Here is a 19068-nt window from a genome sequence, read left to right on the forward strand (position 1 = left end):
TACGACGGGAATCGTGTCCAGTGTCTCAGCGGCCTGTGGGCGGCACCACAGTTGTCCCGTTGAACGGGATGCTGGGGGCGACGGGCGCGGTGTGCCCGGGAGCCGGTGCCGCGGCCCGTCTCAGCGGGGGGCGTCCCGCAGGGTCCGGCGGATGCCGTGCGCTGCGGTGTGCAGCGCCTGGACGATCGCCCCGGCCCGCGCGGCCGGGTCGCCCGCCGGGGTGATGACGCCCAGGCCCGCCACCACCTGGTCGCCGCGCCCCCGCACGGGGACGGCGATCCCCGCCGTGCCGGCCTCGAGATAGCCGGTCTGCAGGGCGTGGCCCGCGCCGCGGATCCGCTCGAGCTCCGCGGCCAGCACCGCGGGTTCGGTCGGCGAGAGCTCGGTGAACGCGGTGAGGGGCCCCTGCAGGTACTCCTCCTGGTAGTCCTGAGGGGCGTGCGCCAGCAGCACGAGGCCCGTGGCCGACAGGTGCAGGGGCAGCCGGCCGGCCACCTCCGACCGGACGGGCACCGCCCGGGGGTGGGAGAGCCGCTCCACGAGCAGCACCTCGCGGCCCTCCACGATGCCGAGCTGCACGTGCTGGCGCAGCACCGCGTGGATGTCGCCCATGAAGGGGCGGGCGGCGCGCGCCAGGCCGAGCTCGCGCGAGGAGCGGTTGACCAGCTCCCACAGCCGGGTGCCGACCACGTAGTGCCCGCCCTCCACCCGCTCGAGCCAGCCCTGGCGGGCCATGTCCCGGGCGAGCCGGTGCGCGGTGGCGGTGGGCAGCCCGGTGAGGGCCGCGATCCGGCCCCCGGTCAGCCGCGAGTCCTCCGCCGTGAACGCCGCGAGGATCCGGTCCGCCCGCTCGAGCACGGACTCCCCGGTGGGTGAGTTCGCCATGGTGACTCCTGGGGCTCCTTCCTGGTCCGCGGCCCGGCCCCGTGACCGGCCGCGGGACGGGGGCAGCCCCGCCCCGGAAGACGCTACTTCCGGAACGGGGCTGCCGTGGTGACCACGAGGGTGATCACGTCCTGCGGGGGACGCCGACCTCAGTTGGAGCCGAAGTCGTAGTCCTCCAGCGGGATCGCCTGGAACTCGGCGGGCGAGGAGTTCTCCTCCGCGTAGCTGAAGTCCGAGAACGAGCCCGGCTCCGTGAACAGCGAGGCCTTCGCCTCGTCCGTCGGCTCCACGTCGATGTTGTTGTACCGCGCGAGCCCGGTGCCGGCCGGGATCAGCTTGCCGATGATCACGTTCTCCTTGAGGCCCACCAGCGGGTCGGACTTGCCCTCCATGGCCGCCTGCGTGAGCACGCGGGTGGTCTCCTGGAAGGACGCGGCCGACAGCCACGAGTCGGTGGCCAGCGAGGCCTTGGTGATGCCCATCAGCTCCGGGCGGCCGGCGGCCGGCCGGCTGCTCTCGGCCACGGCCTTGCGGTTGGCCTCCAGGAAGCGCACGTTCTCGACGAGCTCGCCCGGCAGCAGGTCCGTCTCGCCCGACTCGATGATCGTCACGCGGCGCAGCATCTGCCGCACGATGACCTCGACGTGCTTGTCGTGGATGCCCACGCCCTGGGAGCGGTACACGCGCTGCACCTCGTCCACGAGGTGCTTCTGCGCCTGCCGCGGACCGCGGATGCGCAGCACCTCCTTGGGGTCGACGGCGCCCGAGACCAGCTGCTGGCCGACCTCGACGTGGTCGCCCTCGGTCACGAGCAGCTTGGCGCGGCGCAGCACCGGGTACCCGATCGCCTCGTCACCGTTGTCCGGGGTCACGACGAGCTTCAGGGCCTTCTCGGTGTCCTCGATGCTGACCCGCCCGGCGACCTCCGAGATCGGCGCGACGCCCTTGGGCGTGCGGGCCTCGAAGAGCTCCTGGATACGGGGCAGACCCTGGGTGATGTCGCCGTCCGAGGACGCCACACCACCGGTGTGGAAGGTGCGCATCGTGAGCTGCGTGCCCGGCTCGCCGATGGACTGCGCGGCGATGATGCCGACGGCCTCGCCGATGTCCACCAGCTGGTTGGACGCCAGCGAGCGGCCGTAGCAGGCCGCGCAGACGCCCACCGCGGACTCGCAGGTCAGCACGGAGCGCACGCGCACCGTGTCGGCCCCGCCCGCGAAGAGGGCGCTGATGAGCCCGTCGGAGAGTTCCGTGCCGGCCTCGGCCAGGATCTCGCCGTTGGCGTCCACGACGTCCACCGCGAGCACCCGGCCGTGCACCGTGTTCTCGATGTCCTCGTGCAGCACGCGGGACCCGCTCTCCTGCACGTCGGCGAGCGGCAGGTTCAGGCCGCGCTCCGTCATGCAGTCCGCCTCCCGCACGATGACGTCCTGGGAGACGTCGACGAGACGACGGGTCAGGTAGCCCGAGTTCGCCGTGCGCAGCGCGGTGTCGGCCAGGCCCTTGCGGGCACCGTGGGTCGCGATGAAGTACTCCAGCACCGACAGGCCCTCGCGGTACGAGGACTTGATCGGGCGGGGCATGATCTCGCCCTTGGGGTTGGACACGAGCCCGCGGATGCCGGCGATCTGGCGGACCTGCATCCAGTTGCCTCGGGCGCCGGAGGACACCATGCGGTTGATGGTGTTCAGCGGCGACAGGTTCGCCTGCATGGCCTGGGCGACCTCGTCCGTGGCCTTGGTCCAGATGTCGATGAGCTCCGAGCGGCGCTCGTCGTCGTCGATCAGACCACGGTCGTACTGGCCCTGGATCTTCGCGGCCTGCGCCTCGTAGCCCTCCATGATGGCGGGCTTCTCCGGCGGGGTCGCGATGTCCGAGATCGCCACGGTCACGCCCGAGCGGGCCGCCCAGTGGAACCCGGCGTCCTTGAGCTCGTCCAGCGTGTGCGCCACGGTGACCATCGGGTACCGCTCCGCGAGATCGTTGACCAGCGCGGACAGGTGCTTCTTGTCCGCGACGGCCTCGTCCCAGGGGTAGTCCTCGGGCAGCGTCTCGTTGAACAGCACGCGGCCCAGCGTGGTCTGCACCAGCACCGGCTGACCCGGCTCCCAGCCCTCGGGGGCCTCCCAGCCCTCGAACGGCACGAAGTCGTCGAGCTCGATCCGGCACAGCGCGTTGAGGTGCAGCCGGCCTGCGTCGTGGGCCATGATCGCCTCGGCCACGGAGGAGAACGAGCGGCCCTCCCCCTCCTCGCCCTCGCGGACGGTGGTGAGGTGGTACAGCCCGATGATCATGTCCTGCGAGGGCAGGGCGATCGGCTTGCCGTCCGAGGGCTTCAGGATGTTGTTCGAGGACAGCATCAGGATGCGCGCCTCGGCCTGGGCCTCCGGGGACAGGGGCAGGTGCACGGCCATCTGGTCGCCGTCGAAGTCGGCGTTGAACGCGCCGCACACGAGCGGGTGGAGCTGGATGGCCTTGCCCTCGACGAGCTGCGGCTCGAACGCCTGGATGCCCAGACGGTGCAGGGTGGGGGCACGGTTGAGCAGCACGGGGTGCTCGGTGATGACCTCCTCGAGCACGTCCCACACCTGGGGGCGGTAGCGCTCGACCATGCGCTTGGCCGACTTGATGTTCTGCGCGTGGTTGAGGTCCACCAGCCGCTTCATCACGAACGGCTTGAACAGCTCCAGCGCCATCTGCTTCGGCAGACCGCACTGGTGCAGCTTCAGCTGCGGGCCGACCACGATGACCGAGCGGCCGGAGTAGTCGACGCGCTTGCCGAGCAGGTTCTGCCGGAACCGGCCCTGCTTGCCCTTGAGCATGTCGGACAGCGACTTCAGCGCACGGTTGCCCGGCCCGGTGACCGGGCGGCCGCGGCGGCCGTTGTCGAACAGCGAGTCCACGGCCTCCTGCAGCATCCGCTTTTCGTTGTTGACGATGATCTCCGGGGCGCCCAGGTCCAGCAGGCGCTTGAGCCGGTTGTTGCGGTTGATCACGCGCCGGTAGAGGTCGTTGAGGTCCGACGTGGCGAAGCGGCCGCCGTCGAGCTGGACCATCGGGCGCAGCTCCGGCGGGATCACCGGGACGGCGTCCAGGACCATGCCCAGCGGCGAGTTGTCCGTGGTCAGGAACGCGTTGACGACCTTGAGCCGCTTCAGGGCGCGGGTCTTGCGCTGACCCTTGCCGGTGGCGATGGTCTCCCGCAGGGACTCGGCCTCCGCCTCGAGGTCGAAGGTCTCGAGGCGCTTCTTGATCGCCTCGGCCCCCATCGAGCCCTCGAAGTACATGCCGTAGCGGTCCACCATGACGCGGTAGAGCGCCTCGTCTCCCTCGAGGTCGTTGACCTTGAGGTTCTTGAAGCGGTCCCAGACCTGCTCGAGGCGGTCGATCTCCAGGTTGGCGCGCTTGCGCACGTTGGCCATCTGGCGGTCGGCGGAGTCGCGGAGCTTGCGCTTCTCCGCGGCCTTGCCGCCCTCCTCCTCGACCCGGCCGAGCTCGGTCTCGAGGTCGCGGGCGATCGCGGCGATGTCGGAGTCGCGGGTGGACTCCATCTGCGCCTTCTCCCGGTCCACGGCGGCCTGCAGGTTCGGCAGGTCGTCGTGGCGGGCGTCCTCGTCCACCGACGTGATCATGTACGCCGCGAAGTAGATGACCTTCTCCAGGTCCTTCGGGGCGAGGTCCAGCAGGTAGCCGAGCCGCGAGGGCACGCCCTTGAAGTACCAGATGTGGGTCACGGGAGCGGCGAGCTCGATGTGGCCCATGCGCTCACGGCGCACCTTGGCCCGGGTGACCTCCACGCCGCAGCGCTCGCAGATGATGCCCTTGTAGCGCACGCGCTTGTACTTGCCGCAGTAGCACTCCCAGTCCCGGGTGGGACCGAAGATCTTCTCGCAGAACAGGCCGTCCTTCTCGGGCTTGAGCGTGCGGTAGTTGATGGTCTCCGGCTTCTTGACCTCGCCGTAGGACCAGGTCCGGATGTCCTCCGCGGTCGCAAGACCGATCCGCATGAGGCCTAGTGAAGATTCGTTGGACATGAGGGTCCTTTATCTCTTTCTCTGGAAAAGTTGACGTCTCGTCGGGGTGGACCGAGCGGGATCAGACCTCTTCGACCGAGCTGGGCTCGGAGTGCGAGAGATCGATGCCCAGTTCCTCGGCCGCCCGGAAGACCTCGTCATCCGAATCGCGCATCTCGATGGTGTTGCCGTCCGCCGAGAGCACCTCGACGTTCAGGCACAGCGACTGCATCTCCTTGATGAGGACCTTGAAGGACTCGGGGACACCCGGCTCGGGGATGTTCTCGCCCTTCACGATGGCCTCGTAGACCTTCACGCGCCCGTGCACGTCGTCGGACTTGACCGTCAGCAGCTCCTGCAGCGTGTAGGCGGCGCCGTACGCCTCGAGCGCCCAGACCTCCATCTCGCCGAAGCGCTGGCCGCCGAACTGCGCCTTACCGCCCAGCGGCTGCTGGGTGATCATGGAGTACGGGCCGGTGGAGCGCGCGTGGATCTTGTCGTCCACCAGGTGGTGCAGCTTCAGGATGTACTGGTAGCCCACCGACACCGGGTCCGGGAACGGCTCGCCGGAGCGGCCGTCGAACAGCCGGGCCTTGCCGGACCGGTCGATCAGCCGCACGCCGTCGCGCGTCGGGTTGGTGTGGTCGAGGAGGTCGAAGATCTCCTCCTCGCGCGCGCCGTCGAACACCGGGGTGGCCACGTTCGTGGGGCCGGACTGCTTCGGGAAGTTCGGCAGCCGGTCGAGCCACTCGGGGTCGCCCTCGATGTTCCAGCCCTGCTTCGCGAGCCAGCCGGTGTGCACCTCGAGGACCTGCCCCAGGTTCATGCGGCCGGGCACGCCCAGCGGGTTGAGGATGATGTCCACGGGGGTCCCGTCCTCGAGGAACGGCATGTCCTCCAGGGGCAGGATCTTCGAGATGACGCCCTTGTTGCCGTGGCGGCCGGCGAGCTTGTCGCCGTCCGTGATCTTGCGCTTCTGCGCCACGTACACCCGGACCACCTGGTTGACGCCCGCGGGCAGGTCGTCGTCCTCGTCGTCGCGGTCGAAGACGCGCACGCCGATGACGGTGCCGGACTCGCCGTGGGGCACCTTCAGGGACGTGTCGCGCACCTCGCGGGACTTCTCGCCGAAGATCGCCCGCAGCAGGCGCTCCTCCGGGGTCAGCTCGGTCTCGCCCTTCGGGGTGACCTTGCCCACGAGGATGTCGCCGGCCTGGACCTCCGCGCCGATGTGGATGATGCCGCGCTCGTCGAGGGCGGACAGCACCTCCTCGGACACGTTCGGGATGTCCCGGGTGATCTCCTCGGCGCCCAGCTTCGTGTCGCGGGCGTCGATCTCGTGCTCCTCGATGTGGATCGAGGTGAGCACGTCCTCCGAGACCATGCGCTGGGAGAGGATGATCGCGTCCTCGTAGTTGAGGCCCTCCCAGGACATGTAGGCGACCAGCAGGTTCTTGCCCAGGGCCAGCTCGCCCTGGTCCGTGGAGGGGCCGTCGGCGATGACCGAGCGCTCCTCGACGCGATCGCCCTCGGAGACGATGACGCGCTGGTTGTAGGTGTTGCCCGGGTTGGAGCGCGTGAACTTGTTGATCGGGTAGACCGTGGTCGTCCCGTCGTCGTTGAGCACGCGCACGAGGTTCGCCGAGACCTCCTCGACCACGCCGGCCTTGCGGGCCAGCACGGAGTCCCCGGCGTCCAGGGCCGCGTAGCGCTCCATGCCGGTGCCCACGAGCGGGGCCTCGGACTCGAGCAGCGGCACGGCCTGGCGCTGCATGTTGGCGCCCATGAGCGCGCGGTTGGCGTCGTCGTGCTCCAGGTACGGGATGAGCGCGGTCGCCACGGACACCATCTGGCGCGGGGAGACGTCCATGAACTGCACGGCGGTCGGGTCGACCAGCACGGCCTCGCCCGAGCCGTCGGCGGCGCGCGCGAGGACGGCGTCCTCGGCGAACCGGTTGTCCGGGCCCAGCGGGGCATTGGCCTGGGCGATCGTCACGCCGCGCTCGTCGTCGGCGGTGAGGTACTCGACCTCGTCGGTGACGAGGCCGCCGACGACCTTGCGGTACGGGGTCTCGATGAAGCCGAACGGGTTGATCCGCCCGTAGGTCGCCAGCGAGCCGATGAGGCCGATGTTGGAGCCCTCGGGGGTCTCGATCGGGCACATGCGGCCGTAGTGCGACGGGTGGACGTCACGGACCTCCATGCCGGCGCGGTCGCGGGAGAGACCGCCCGGGCCGAGCGCGGACAGGCGGCGCTTGTGGGTCAGGCCCGCGAGCGGGTTGTTCTGGTCCATGAACTGCGACAGCTGCGAGGTGCCGAAGAACTCCTTGATCGCCGCCACGACGGGACGGATGTTGATCAGGGTCTGCGGGGTGATCGCCTCGACGTCCTGGGTGGTCATGCGCTCGCGCACCACGCGCTCCATGCGGGACAGGCCCGTGCGGATCTGGTTCTCGATCAGCTCGCCCACGGCGCGGATGCGGCGGTTGCCGAAGTGGTCGATGTCGTCGACGTCCACGACGACCTCGCGGGGTTCGCCGTCGCGCACGCCCTTCATGGTGCCGCCGCCGGCGTGCAGGGTGACGAGGTAGCGGATCATCGCGACGATGTCGTCGACCGACAGCACGGAGGCGTCCTCGTCCTCGAACGCCTTGTCGAGGCCCAGCTTCCGGTTGATCTTGTACCGGCCGACCTTCGCGAGGTCGTAGCGCTTGGAGTTGAAGTACATGTTGTCGAGCAGCGCCTGCGCGGCGTCGACCGTGGGCGGCTCCCCCGGGCGCAGCTTGCGGTAGATGTCCAGCAGCGCGTCCTCGCGGGACTCGACGGTGTCCTTCTCGAGGGTCGCCCGGATGGAGTCGAACTCCCCGAACTCCTCGAGGATGCGGGACTCGCTCCAGCCCAGAGCCTTGAGCAGCACGGTGACCGACTGCTTGCGCTTGCGGTCGAGGCGCACGCCCACCTGGTCGCGCTTGTCGATCTCGAGCTCGAACCACGCGCCGCGCGAGGGGATGATCTTCGCGGAGTAGATGTCCTTGTCCGAGGTGCGGTCCTGGCCGCGCTCGAAGTAGGCGCCCGGCGAGCGGACGAGCTGGGACACGACGACACGCTCGGTGCCGTTGATGACGAAGGTGCCCTTCTCGGTCATCAGCGGGAAGTCGCCCATGAACACGGTCTGCTGCTTGATCTCGCCCGTGTTGTTGTTCATGAACTCGGCCTTGACGTACAGGGGCGCCGAGTACGTGGCGTCCCGGTCCTTGCACTCGTCCATGGTGTACTTCGGGTCGTAGAACTCCGGCTCCGAGAAGGACAGGGACATGGTGCCCTGGAAGTCCTCGATCGGGGAGATCTCCTCGAAGATGTCGGACAGCCCGGAGGTGCGGGCGATGCCCTGCTCCCCGGTCTCGATGGCCTGCTGGACCCGGGCCTGCCACCGCTCGTTGCCCACGAGACGGTCGAAGCTGTCCGTCTGGAGGGCCAGCAGGTTCGGCACGTCCAGCGGTTCATGGATCTTGGCGAAGGAGATGCGGCGCGGGATGTTCCCGTCGGCCGGTCGGTTAGCGGTTACGTTCGAATCGGTGCTCGAGGCGACCAAGATGGATTCCTTCCACAGACCTGCAGTTGAATCGCGCAGTTCCCGAATCGGGGATACGGGTGGGCGAGGGCCAGCGGACTCGAGATGCTGGTTCGCTCCCCGGGGGCGCCCACCGCTATATGAAGGCACGCAGAATGAGGGACAACGCAAAGATCCAGCATAGACGCGAAGTGCGGCTCTGTCCACACGACCGGTGGACGCGGGCGTCCACCGGTCGTAGGATGGGAAATTTCGTGCTCCGGGTCTCACCGGCACCGGGGGCGCCGGGCCCGCGGGTCAGCCCGCGGCCGCGAACGCCTCGACCGGCGGGCAGCTGCAGACCAGGTTGCGGTCCCCGGCGGCGTTCTCCACCCGGCCCACGGGCGGCCAGAACTTGGCGCGGCGCAGCTCGGGCAGCGGGTAGGCGGCCCGGGACCGGGGGTAGGCACGGTCCCACTCGTCGGCCGTGAGCACCTCCGCGGTGTGCGGCGCGCGGCGCAGGACCGAGTCCTCGAGTGCGACCTCGCCGTCGGCCACGGCGGTCATCTCCGCGTGGATCGCGCGCATCGCGGCCACGAACCGGTCGAGCTCCGCGAGGTTCTCGGACTCCGTGGGCTCCACCATGAGCGTGCCCGCCACCGGGAACGCGAGGGTGGGGGCGTGGAAGCCGTAGTCGACGAGCCGCTTGCAGACGTCCTCCGCGGTTACCCCGGAGGCCTTCGTGAGCGCGCGCAGGTCGAGGATGCACTCGTGGGCCACGAACCCGCCCGGGCCGGTGTAGAGGGTCGGGAAGACGTCGGCCAGCCGGGCGGAGACGTAGTTCGCGCTGAGGATCGCGGTGCGCGACGACGCGGTGAGCCCCTCCGCGCCGGTCATGGCGATGTACATCCAGGAGATCGGCAGCACCCCGGCCGACCCGTGGCGGGCCTGGGACACGGGGAAGGAGTCCTCCCCGCCGTCCGGGGCCGCGGGGTCCCCGGGCAGGAACGGCACGAGGTGCTCCGCCACGGCCACGGGCCCCACGCCGGGCCCCCCGCCGCCGTGCGGGATGCAGAAGGTCTTGTGCAGGTTCAGGTGGGAGACGTCCCCGCCGAAGCGGCCCGGCCGGGCGAGGCCCATGAGCGCGTTGAGGTTGGCGCCGTCCACGTAGACCTGGCCCCCCGCCGCGTGCACGGCCTCGCACACGGCCGTGATCTGCTCCTCGAACACGCCGTGCGTGGAGGGGTAGGTGACCATGATGCCCGCCAGCTCCTCCCCCACGCTCCCGATCTTCGCGGCGAGGTCGTCCAGGTCCACGGAGCCGTCCCCGGCGGTGGCCACGACCACCACCTTGAGGTCCGCGAGCACCGCGGAGGCGGCGTTGGTGCCGTGGGCCGAGGACGGGATGAGGACGGTGGTGCGCTGCCGGTCGCCCCGGGAGAGGTGGTAGCGGCGGATCGCGAGGAGCCCGGCGAGCTCGCCCTGGGAGCCGGCGTTGGGCTGGACGGAGACCGCGGCGTAGCCGGTGATCTCCGTGAGCCAGGACTCGAGCTGGGCGATGAGCTCGCGCCAGCCGAGGGTCTGGTCCTCGGGGGCGAGCGGGTGGATCGAGGCGAACTCGGGCCAGCTGATGGGCTCCATCTCCGCGGCGGCGTTGAGCTTCATGGTGCAGGAGCCGAGCGGGATCATGGTCCGGTCGAGGGCCAGGTCCTTGTCCGCGAGGGAGCGCAGCCAGCGCATCATCGCGGTCTCGGAGCGGTGCAGCGCGAACACAGGGTGGGTCAGGTAGGAGTCGGTGCGCAGCAGCTCGGCGGGCAGGTCCCACGCCCCGCCCGCGCCCGGCTCGTCGACGGCCGCGGCGCCGAAGGCCGCGAGCACGGCGTCGACGTCGCGCTCGTCGTGGGGCTCCCCCACCGACACGGAGACGTGGTCCGCGCCGGCCCGGCGGACGTTGATCCCACGCTCCGCGGCGGCGGCCACGACGGCGTCGGCGCGGCCGGGGACCTCGGCGAGCACGGTGTCGAAGAACCGGTCGTGGACCACGCGCACGCCCGCCGCGGCGAGCCCGGCGGCCAGGCGGGCGGCCAGCCCGTGCACGCGCTCGGCGATGGCGCGGAGCCCGTCCGCGCCGTGGTAGGCGGCGTAGGCGCCGGCCACGACGGCCAGCAGCGCCTGGGCGGTGCAGATGTTCGAGGTGGCCTTCTCACGGCGGATGTGCTGCTCGCGGGTCTGCAGGGCCAGCCGGTAGGCGGGCCGGCCGGAGGAGTCGGTGGAGACGCCCACCAGGCGACCGGGCAGGTTCCGCTCGAGGCCCTTGCGGCAGGCGAGGAACGCGGCGTGGGGCCCGCCGAAGAACAGGGGCACCCCGAAGCGCTGGGCCGAGCCCACGGCGATGTCCGCGCCCTGCTCCCCCGGGGAGCGCAGCAGGGTCAGGGCCAGCAGGTCGGTGGCCACGGCCACGAGCGCCCCCCGCGCGTGCGCCTCCTCGGCGCGCTCGGCGAGGGGGACGACCTCGCCGTCGACGCCCACCTGGGTCAGGACCACCCCGAAGAGCTCGCCCTCGGGCAGCCCCTCGGCGAGGTCGGCGACGACCAGCTCGATGCCCACGGCCCGGCAGCGCCCGCGCAGCACGGCGAGGGTCTGCGGGAGCGTCCGGGCGTCGACGACGACGCGCCGGCTCGTGGCCTTCCGGTTGGCCCGGCGCATCATGAGCACGGCCTCGGCCACCGCGGTGGCCTCGTCCAGGAGGGAGGCGTTCGCCAGGTCCAGGCCGGTGAGGTCCATGACGGCGTTCTGGAACGTGAGCAGGGCCTCGAGGCGGCCCTGCGAGATCTCGGGCTGGTAGGGGGTGTAGGAGGTGTACCAGGCGGGGTTCTCGAGGATGTTGCGGCGCAGCGCGGGCGGGGTGACGGTGTCCGCGTAGCCCTGCCCGATCATCTGGGTCATCACCCGGTTCTTCGCCGCGACCCGGCGCAGCGCCGCGAGGGCCTCGTGCTCGGACATCGGGGCGGGCAGGCCCAGCGGCTCGGAGGAGGCGATGGTCGCGGGGACGGCGCGGGCGACGAGCTCGTCGAGGTCGGCCGCGCCGACGGTCTCGAGCATGATCGCGGTCTCGGCGGCGTCCGGGCCGAGGTGGCGTGGCAGGAAGGACAAGGTGAGCTCCTCGTGGTCCGAGGCCCGGTGGGGCCCGTCCGCCCTCCCCCGCCCGGACTCTCCCGCTGCGCGTGGGCGGCCGATGTGGTCGTGCCCCCAGTCTCCCACAGACCGTCCGGGCCCGGCACGGCACGAGGCCCCGGACGCCGTGCGTCCGGGGCCTCGCAGGAGCGTCCGTGAAGGGACGCGTCCGGGGTCTACTTGAGGGTGACGGTGGCGCCGGCGCCCTCGAGGGCCTCCTTGGCCTTGTCCGCGGCCTCCTTGGTGGCGCCCTCGAGGACGGCCTTGGGGGCCGAGTCCACGAGGTCCTTGGCCTCCTTGAGGCCGAGGGAGGTCAGCGCGCGGACCTCCTTGATGACCTGGATCTTCTTCTCGCCGGCGGCCTCGAGGACGACGTCGAACTCGGTCTGCTCCTCGGCCTCCTCGGCGGCGGCGGCCGGAGCGGCGGCACCGGCGACGGCCACGGGGGCGGCGGCGGTGACGTCGAAGGTCTCCTCGAAGGCCTTCACGAACTCGGAGAGCTCGATGAGGGAGAGCTCCTTGAACGCGTCGATCAGTTCAGCGGTGGTGAGCTTGGCCATGGTTGTGGCTCCTTTTCGATGGTGTGCCCCGGCCGGGTTCGTCGGCGCGGGACGGTCTGGTTCCGTGGTGAGAATGTGCCTCGCGGCGGGGATGCTGGTCAGGCGTCCTGCTCCTCGACCTTGGCGCGCAGCGCCTCGGCCGTGCGGACGGTCTTCGACAGCGGTGCCTGGAACAGCGCCGCGGCCTGGGACAGGGACGCCTGCGCGGCACCGGCCACCTTGGCCAGCAGCACCTCGCGGGACTCGAGGTCCGCGAGCTGCTTGATCTCCGCGTCGCTCAGGGCCTTGCCCTCGAGGTAACCGCCCTTGACGACGAGCTGCGGGTTCGCCTTGGCGAAGTCACGCAGGCTCTTGGCGGCCTCGACGGGGTCCCCCGAGATGAAGGCGATCGCGCTCGGGCCGGCGAGCTGGCCGTCGAACGCGTCGATCCCCAGCTCCTTGGCCGCGATCGCGGTCAGCGTGTTCTTCACCACGGCGTATTCGGCGTTCTCACCGAGCGAGCGGCGCAGCTCCTTGAGCTGGGCCACGGTGAGGCCGCGGTACTCAGTCAGGACAGCGGCGTCCGAGTTGGAGAACAGTTCCTTCAACTCGGCGACCGCGGCTGCCTTTTCCGGGTTCGCCATGGTACTCCTTCCGGTCTTCGATGCCGGTCGCTGCCGCAAGGGCCCGGGCACAGAAAAAGCCCCGCGCAGATGCCCGGGGCTCGGCGTCGCACCCCGTGCAGGACGGGACGTGCTCGCTGTGCTGGTTCACCTGCGCTGGCGGTTCCTGGCGGAACTCTTACGGCTGTCCTCCCGCTTCGCGCACTCCGAAACGGGGCGCACGGGGCAGGGGGACCACGACCGGCGGTCTTTGGTGTCTCCCAGGCTACCGGAGGCCCCCGCCGCGGCCAAATCGGCTCCGGGGCGGCCCCGGACCCGGCTCAGGCGGAGGGGAAGTCGCGGGCCCACACGCCGCTGCGCCCGGCCACGCGGAAGCCCAGCCGGGCGTTGACCCGGCTCATCCGGTCGTCGCCGCTGTGGCTCCAGGAGTAGACGGTGCGCACGCTCGGGGCCAGCCGCTCGAGCTGCTGCAGGTTGGCCAGCTTCAGCCGGGTGGCGAGCCACCGGCGGCGGTGCTCGCGCAGGACCACGGTCTCGTCCTGCATCCCGATCGGCGGCTCCTCCCCCGCCAGGACGATCTCGGTCATCCCGACGAGGCGTCCGGTGGGCTCGTGCTCGGCGACGGCCACGAGCGAGAGGTTGCCCGCCTCGGCGCGCAGCTGCTCGGTGCGCCGCACGCGCTCGGCGTCCCAGGGCTCTGGCTCGGCGGCGGCCACGGGGGCCAGGAACGAGTCGGTCGCCATGCGCGAGTGCAGGGCGGCGAGCTCGTCGAGCCGGTCCTCGGGGGCCGGGCCGCTCCAGACGTGGATCCGGTACGGCTCCTGCGCCGGCGAGGCCGCGACCTCGTCCAGCAGGGCCGCGACGCGCTCGGGCGGCAGGGGGACGTCCAGCACCCCGAAGTCGCTGACCGACTCGAGCCGGTAGCCGGCGCTGAGGGCGAAGCGGGTCTGCCGGTTGGACACGGGCAGCCGGCCCGAGCCGTCGGCGGCGTCCACCCACTCGACCATCCCGGGCGTGACCAGCGGGAAGACCCCGGTGACGCTGCCGTCGCCCTGGATCTCCTCGGGCCCGGGGTGCTCGGTCTGGATCCGCAGGTGCCGGCGGGACTCGCCCACGGCGAGCTGCTCGGCGGCGGCCAGCAGCTCGCTGCCGGTGCCCTGGGAGGTGACGTCGGGGTCCACGTCGACGGTGATGTGGGCGGAGTCGGTGAGCGTGACCAGGGGCATCCGCACCTCGGCCCGTCCCGCCAGCCGGTCCCCGGCCCACGCCAGCAGGACGACCACGCGCTCGAAGGGGTCCAGCAGGTCCCGGTAGAGCTCCTGGGCGTCACCGGTGAGGTCCGAGATCCCCCACACGTGCTGCCGGGACCGGCGCACGAGCTCCGCGACGCGCCCCAGCAGCTCCTGCGCGGCGTCGTCGAACTCGTCGGGGATGCGCATCTGCTCGATGCGCACCGGGGGGTGCTCGCTCACGTGGGGGGTCTCCGTTCCGTGGGCGCCGGCGGACGCCCGCCGGCTGCTGGGTCGTGGGAGGAATGGTCCCGTCGGACGGGAAGGGGCCCGGCCGCATCGGCCGGGCCCCCACCCGTCGGAGCCCCGCGGGCTCCGGTGCACGGCGTCAGGCGCCGACGACGACCTCGGTGGCGTTCGGGTCGACCGGGATGCCCGGCCCGAACGTGGTCGAGACGGTCGCCTTCGTGATGTAGCGGCCCTTCGACGCGGAGGGCTTCAGGCGCAGGATCTCCTCGAGGGCGGCGCCGTAGTTCTCCGCCAGCTTCTCGAGCTCGAAGGACGTCTTGCCCACGATGAAGTGCAGGTTCGAGTGCTTGTCGACGCGGAAGTCGATCTTGCCGCCCTTGATGTCGTTGACGGCCTTGGTCACGTCCATGGTGACGGTGCCGGTCTTGGGGTTCGGCATCAGGTTGCGGGGGCCGAGGACCTTGCCCAGCCGGCCGACCTTGCCCATCATGTCCGGGGTGGCCACGGCGGCGTCGAAGTCGGTCCAGCCGCCCTGGATGCGGGCGATCAGGTCGTCGGAGCCGACGTAGTCCGCTCCGGCCTCCTCCGCGGCGGCGGCCTTGTCGCCGGTCGCGAAGACGACGACGCGGGCGGTCTTGCCGGTGCCGTTGGGCAGGTTCACGGTGCCGCGGACCATCTGGTCGGCCTTGCGGGGGTCGACACCGAGGCGGAGGACGACCTCCACGGTGGAGTCGGTCTTCGCGGTGTCGAGCTCCTTGGCCAGGGCCACGGCCTCGGCCGGGGCGTACAGCGTGCCCGCGTCGATCTTGGCGGCGGCCGCCTGGTATGCCTTGCTGCGCTTTGCCATCTGCTTCTTCTCCTTGTGCAGTTGTGGTCTGCGGGCCGCGCTCGGCCCTGCCACGTCAATAACGGTGGGTGGTGATCAGCCGAGGCTGGTCACTCGACCTCGATGCCCATGGAGCGGGCGGTGCCGGCGATGATCTTCGCGGCGGCGTCGATGTCGTTGGCGTTGAGGTCTTCCTTCTTGGTCTCGGCGATCTCGCGGACCTGGTCCATGCTGAGCTTGCCGACCTTCTGGGTGTGCGGGACACCCGAGCCCTTGGCGACGCCGGCGGCCTTCTTGATCAGCTGCGCGGCGGGCGGGGTCTTCGTGACGAAGGTGAACGAGCGGTCCTCGTAGACCGTGATCTCCACGGGCACGATGTTGCCGCGCTGGGACTCCGTGGCCGCGTTGTAGGCCTTGCAGAATTCCATGATGTTGACGCCGTGCTGACCGAGGGCCGGACCCACGGGAGGAGCCGGGTTGGCGGCGCCTGCCTGGATCTGCAGCTTGATCAGGCCGGAGACCTTCTTCTTCTTGGGAGCCATGTGCTGGTCCTTCTTCTGCTGGACGTACCGGCGCACAGGAGCGTACGACGGCGGGTGGCCGCCGTGGCGCGGCGGCCGGGCGGCCCGGCGGCGAAGCATGCACCGCGGGGCCGGGAACTGGGGCGGGCCGGAGCGGCCCGCGGGGCTCAGATCTTGGAGACCTGGTTGAAGCCGAGGGTGACGGGGGTCTCGCGCTCGAAGATCGACACGAGGACGACCAGCTGCTGGGACTCCACCTTGATCTCGGAGATCGTGGCGGGGAGGGTCTCGAAGGGGCCCTCCTTGACGATGACGGACTCGCCGACCTCGAAGTCGACGTCGATCTGCGGCTGCGCGCTGGGCTGGGCGGAGGACTCGGCCCCCGCGCCCTGCGGCGCCTCGAAGACCGGGTTGAGCATCTCGAAGACCTCGTCGAGGCGCAGCGGCACCGGGTTGTAGGCGTCCTGGCCGACGAAGCCGGTGACGCCCGGGGTGTGGCGGACCGCGCCCCAGGAGGCGTCGGTGAGGTTCATGCGCACCAGCACGTAGCCCGGGATCCGCACCCGGCGCACGATCTTGCGCTGGGCGTTCTTGATCTCGACGACCTCCTCCATCGGCACCTCGATCTGGAAGATGTCGTCCTCCATGTTGAGGGACTGGATGCGGGTCTCGAGGTTCGTCTTCACGCGGTTCTCGTAGCCGGCGTAGGTGTGGATGACGTACCAGTCACCCTCCTGGCGGCGCAGCTTCGACTTGAACTCCTCGACGGGGTCCACGGCGGGCGCCTCGTCCTCGGCCGCGGGGGCCTCCTCGTCGGCCGGGGCCTCCGCCTCGAGCGGGGCCTCCTCGTCGGCGGGCGCGGCGGGAGCCTCGTCGGCGACCGGGGCGTGCTCCGGGTCGTGGGCGGCCGCGAAGTCGTCCTCCTGCACGGAGGTCTCGGCCTCCGGCAGCTCCGGAGCCTGCTGGTCGACCTCGGCCGGTGCCTCGGTGCCGTTTTCGAGCTCGTGCTCGGTCACTGGATCTCCCTCAAAGTTCTTTCGTGGATGTCGTGCTCTGCTGGGTCACGGTGGCCGGCCGCGCCGGTCCGTGCGCCGCCCGGATCAGCCGGCGGCGTCCCCCTGCCCGAAGATCCACAGGGCGGCCTGGCCGAACGCCAGGTCCAGGACCGAGATGAGCACCATCATGAACGCGACGAACACGAGGACGACCAGGACGTAGTTGACCAGTTCGCGCCGGGTGGGGGTGACCACCTTCCGGAGCTCGCCGACGACCTGGCGCAGGAACAGGAACAGGCGCCCGAAGACGCCGCGGGGGCTCTCCGCACCCTGCTCCGGGGGCTGGCCCGACGCGCGGCCGGCGGTGGTCTGCGACATCGGCTCTCCCTGTGTGGACTCGTGCGTGCCGCGCAGTGCTGCCGGCCCGCCGTCGCCGCGGCGGCTCCCGGCACCCCCGTGGGGGTGCCGGGGACCACCCCGGACTGGAGCAGGGCAGACAGGACTCGAACCTGCAACCTGCGGTTTTGGAGACCGCTGCGCTACCAATTGCGCCACTGCCCTACGTGCCTCGCGGCCTCGGCCGGCGTGGGGACGCCGGTCTCGATCGCTCGGACCCGGTCACCGACTCTACCATCCGGTCCCGCCGTGACGGCGCGGCCGAGCAGGCGCCGATGACACCAGTCGTCCATCCTAGGCGACCCGGGCGGCGGGGTGCAATCCGGGCGGGCGCGGCCGCCGGGGCGCCGGGCCCGCGGTGCGGACGCCCGAGTAGCATGGGGGCGTCCGCACCGCCGTCCCCGCACCCGGCGGAGACCGCCCGTTCCCCTCCAGGAGGCCCCCGGTCATGACCACGTCCCGCATCTCCCGGCGCGTCGGCGCCATCGCAGAGTCCGCGACGCTCGCCGTGGACGCGAAGGCGAAGGCCCTCAAGGCCGCCGGCCGGCCCGTGATCGGCTTCGGCGCCGGGGAGCCCGACTTCCCGACCCCCCAGTACATCGTGGACGCCGCCGCGGCCGCCCTGCAGGACCCGGCGAACTTCCGGTACACGCCGGCCGCGGGCCTGCCCGAGCTGCGCAGGGCGGTGGCCGAGCAGACCGCCCGGGACGACGGCTACGCGGTGGAGCCCTCCCAGGTGCTCGTCACCAACGGCGGCAAGCAGGCCGTGTTCCAGGCCTTCGCGACGGTCGTGGACGAGGGCGACGACGTCCTGCTGCCCGCCCCGTACTGGACCACCTACCCCGAGGCCATCAAGCTCGCCGGGGGCAACCCGGTCGAGGTCTTCGCCGGACCGGAGCTCGGCTACAAGGTCACCCCCGAGCTGCTCGAGGCGGCGTGGACCGAGCGCACCAAGGCCCTGCTGTTCTGCTCGCCGTCGAACCCCACGGGCGCCGTGTACTCCCCCGAGGAGACCGCGGCCGTGGGCCGCTGGGCGGCGGAGAAGGGGATCTTCGTGCTGACCGACGAGATCTACCAGCACCTCACCTACGATGGCGTGCCGTTCACCTCGATCGCCGCCGCCGTGCCGGAGCTGGGCGAGAACGTGGTCGTCCTCAACGGCGTGGCCAAGACGTACGCGATGACCGGCTGGCGGGTGGGCTGGATGATCGGTGCCCCCGACGTCATCAAGGCGGCCACGAACCTGCAGTCCCACCTGACCTCCAACGTCAACAACGTGGCCCAGCGGGCCGCGCTGGCGGCCGTGTCCGGCCCGCTCGACGAGGCCCACCGGATGCGGGAGGCCTTCGACCGCCGCCGCCGGGTCATGGTCGAGGCCCTCAACGCCATCGACGGCGTGGAGTGCCCCACCCCGACCGGCGCGTTCTACGCCTACGCGGACGTGCGGGGCCTGCTCGGCCGGCGCTTCGGCGACGCGACGCCGCAGACCTCCGCCGAGCTGGCCGAGCTGATCCTGGAGCAGGCGGAGGTGGCCGTGGTGCCCGGCGAGGCGTTCGGCCCCTCCGGCTTCCTGCGCCTGTCCTACGCCCTCGGCGACGACGACCTCGCGGAGGGCCTGCGCCGGCTCCAGGAGTACCTGGGCGGCGCCGCGTGAGTGCCGCGACGGACGCCCGGGACACCGCCGTGGCCGCGGCGGAGCAGGTGCCCGCGGCGGCGCTCGTGAGCGCCGGGCTGATCGGCGGGTACGCCACCGCCCGGGCGACCGGCGTCCGCCCCCTGGGCGGGGCGGTGCTGGCCGCGGCCGGCGCGGCGGCCGCCCACACGTGGTGGCACCGCGGCGGGCCGGGCACCACGGCGGCGCTCGGCGCGCTCTACGTCCTGGGCTTCGGGCTCTCCCACCCGCTGGCCCGGCGGATCGGGGCCTGGCCGTCGGTCCTGGCCGTGACCGCCGTCAACGCCGCCGCCAACACCGTCCTGGTGGACCGCCCCGGCCGCTGAGCCGCGACCGCCGCGCACCGGCGCCGCCCGCCCCCGGAAGGGGACGGGCGGCGCCGTCGTCGTCCCGCGT

Annotated in this window: 13 protein-coding genes and 1 tRNA gene; 2 read left to right on the forward strand and 12 right to left on the reverse strand. The window is 71.5% G+C overall.

From position 1 onward, the window contains the following. Window positions 1–120: 120 nt before the first annotated feature. The 12 genes from ACP7CD_RS03085 to ACP7CD_RS03140 all read right to left on the reverse strand — a co-directional run bounded on the left by ACP7CD_RS03085 (window position 121) and on the right by ACP7CD_RS03140 (window position 17165). Window positions 121–885 (reverse strand): IclR family transcriptional regulator, encoded by a 765-nt coding sequence (locus ACP7CD_RS03085; protein ID WP_017833280.1) that lies wholly within the window; start codon window positions 883–885, stop codon window positions 121–123. A 149-nt stretch (window positions 886–1034) separates the two neighbouring features. Continuing rightward, window positions 1035–4919 (reverse strand): DNA-directed RNA polymerase subunit beta', encoded by a 3885-nt coding sequence (locus tag ACP7CD_RS03090; protein WP_115162903.1) that lies wholly within the window; start codon window positions 4917–4919, stop codon window positions 1035–1037. A 61-nt stretch (window positions 4920–4980) separates the two neighbouring features. Then, on the reverse strand, window positions 4981–8490 hold the full coding sequence (rpoB, locus tag ACP7CD_RS03095; protein WP_017833278.1) for a DNA-directed RNA polymerase subunit beta: 3510 nt from the start codon (window positions 8488–8490) through the stop codon (window positions 4981–4983). A 276-nt stretch (window positions 8491–8766) separates the two neighbouring features. After that, complete coding sequence (gene gcvP, locus ACP7CD_RS03100; protein ID WP_426118806.1) at window positions 8767–11601, reverse strand: aminomethyl-transferring glycine dehydrogenase; 2835 nt, start codon at window positions 11599–11601, stop codon at window positions 8767–8769. 197 nt (window positions 11602–11798) lie between these two features. Further along, window positions 11799–12182, reverse strand: coding sequence for a 50S ribosomal protein L7/L12 (gene rplL / locus ACP7CD_RS03105; RefSeq protein ID WP_017833276.1), 384 nt, complete (start codon window positions 12180–12182; stop codon window positions 11799–11801). A gap of 98 nt (window positions 12183–12280) precedes the next feature. Continuing rightward, the gene (rplJ, locus tag ACP7CD_RS03110; protein ID WP_017833275.1) at window positions 12281–12805 is read right to left on the reverse strand and encodes a 50S ribosomal protein L10; all 525 of its coding nucleotides are present in this window, start codon (window positions 12803–12805) and stop codon (window positions 12281–12283) included. Between the two features lie 299 nt (window positions 12806–13104). Then, entirely contained in the window at window positions 13105–14256 is a 1152-nt protein-coding gene (locus ACP7CD_RS03115) for a GNAT family N-acetyltransferase (RefSeq protein WP_035924897.1), read from the reverse strand. A gap of 145 nt (window positions 14257–14401) precedes the next feature. Continuing rightward, window positions 14402–15109: a 50S ribosomal protein L1 gene (gene rplA / locus ACP7CD_RS03120; protein WP_017833273.1), complete on the reverse strand. Its 708-nt coding sequence runs from the start codon at window positions 15107–15109 to the stop codon at window positions 14402–14404. A gap of 89 nt (window positions 15110–15198) precedes the next feature. Next, window positions 15199–15630 (reverse strand): 50S ribosomal protein L11, encoded by a 432-nt coding sequence (gene rplK / locus ACP7CD_RS03125; protein ID WP_017833272.1) that lies wholly within the window; start codon window positions 15628–15630, stop codon window positions 15199–15201. Between the two features lie 146 nt (window positions 15631–15776). Beyond that, window positions 15777–16625 (reverse strand): transcription termination/antitermination protein NusG, encoded by an 849-nt coding sequence (gene nusG / locus ACP7CD_RS03130; RefSeq protein ID WP_017833271.1) that lies wholly within the window; start codon window positions 16623–16625, stop codon window positions 15777–15779. A gap of 84 nt (window positions 16626–16709) precedes the next feature. After that, entirely contained in the window at window positions 16710–16982 is a 273-nt protein-coding gene (gene secE, locus ACP7CD_RS03135; RefSeq protein WP_017833270.1) for a preprotein translocase subunit SecE, read from the reverse strand. Window positions 16983–17092: 110 nt separating this feature from the next. Beyond that, window positions 17093–17165, reverse strand: a tRNA-Trp gene (locus tag ACP7CD_RS03140). 283 nt (window positions 17166–17448) lie between these two features. Between ACP7CD_RS03140 and ACP7CD_RS03145 the strand changes: the two genes are divergently transcribed. Next, the gene (locus ACP7CD_RS03145) at window positions 17449–18654 is read left to right on the forward strand and encodes a pyridoxal phosphate-dependent aminotransferase (RefSeq protein WP_144836158.1); all 1206 of its coding nucleotides are present in this window, start codon (window positions 17449–17451) and stop codon (window positions 18652–18654) included. Continuing rightward, complete coding sequence (locus ACP7CD_RS03150; RefSeq protein ID WP_017834232.1) at window positions 18651–18998, forward strand: hypothetical protein; 348 nt, start codon at window positions 18651–18653, stop codon at window positions 18996–18998. Before ACP7CD_RS03145 ends, ACP7CD_RS03150 begins: the two co-directional genes overlap by 4 nt. Window positions 18999–19068: the final 70 nt, after the last annotated feature.

The sequence above is a fragment of the Kocuria sp. LHG3120 genome (assembly GCF_049897445.1).
Lineage (GTDB): Bacteria > Actinomycetota > Actinomycetes > Actinomycetales > Micrococcaceae > Kocuria > Kocuria rosea.

Bases quoted from the DNA above. Each gene is read 5' to 3' on its own strand.
- ACP7CD_RS03085 (WP_017833280.1), bottom strand. From the start codon at position 885: ATGGCGAACTCACCCACCGGGGAGTCCGTGCTCGAGCGGGCGGACCGG.
- ACP7CD_RS03145 (WP_144836158.1), top strand. From the start codon at position 17,449: ATGACCACGTCCCGCATCTCCCGGCGCGTCGGCGCCATCGCAGAGTCC.
- rplK (WP_017833272.1), bottom strand. From the start codon at position 15,630: ATGGCTCCCAAGAAGAAGAAGGTCTCCGGCCTGATCAAGCTGCAGATC.
- secE (WP_017833270.1), bottom strand. From the start codon at position 16,982: ATGTCGCAGACCACCGCCGGCCGCGCGTCGGGCCAGCCCCCGGAGCAG.
- rplL (WP_017833276.1), bottom strand. From the start codon at position 12,182: ATGGCCAAGCTCACCACCGCTGAACTGATCGACGCGTTCAAGGAGCTC.
- ACP7CD_RS03090 (WP_115162903.1), bottom strand. From the start codon at position 4,919: ATGTCCAACGAATCTTCACTAGGCCTCATGCGGATCGGTCTTGCGACC.
- rplJ (WP_017833275.1), bottom strand. From the start codon at position 12,805: ATGGCGAACCCGGAAAAGGCAGCCGCGGTCGCCGAGTTGAAGGAACTG.
- rplA (WP_017833273.1), bottom strand. From the start codon at position 15,109: ATGGCAAAGCGCAGCAAGGCATACCAGGCGGCCGCCGCCAAGATCGAC.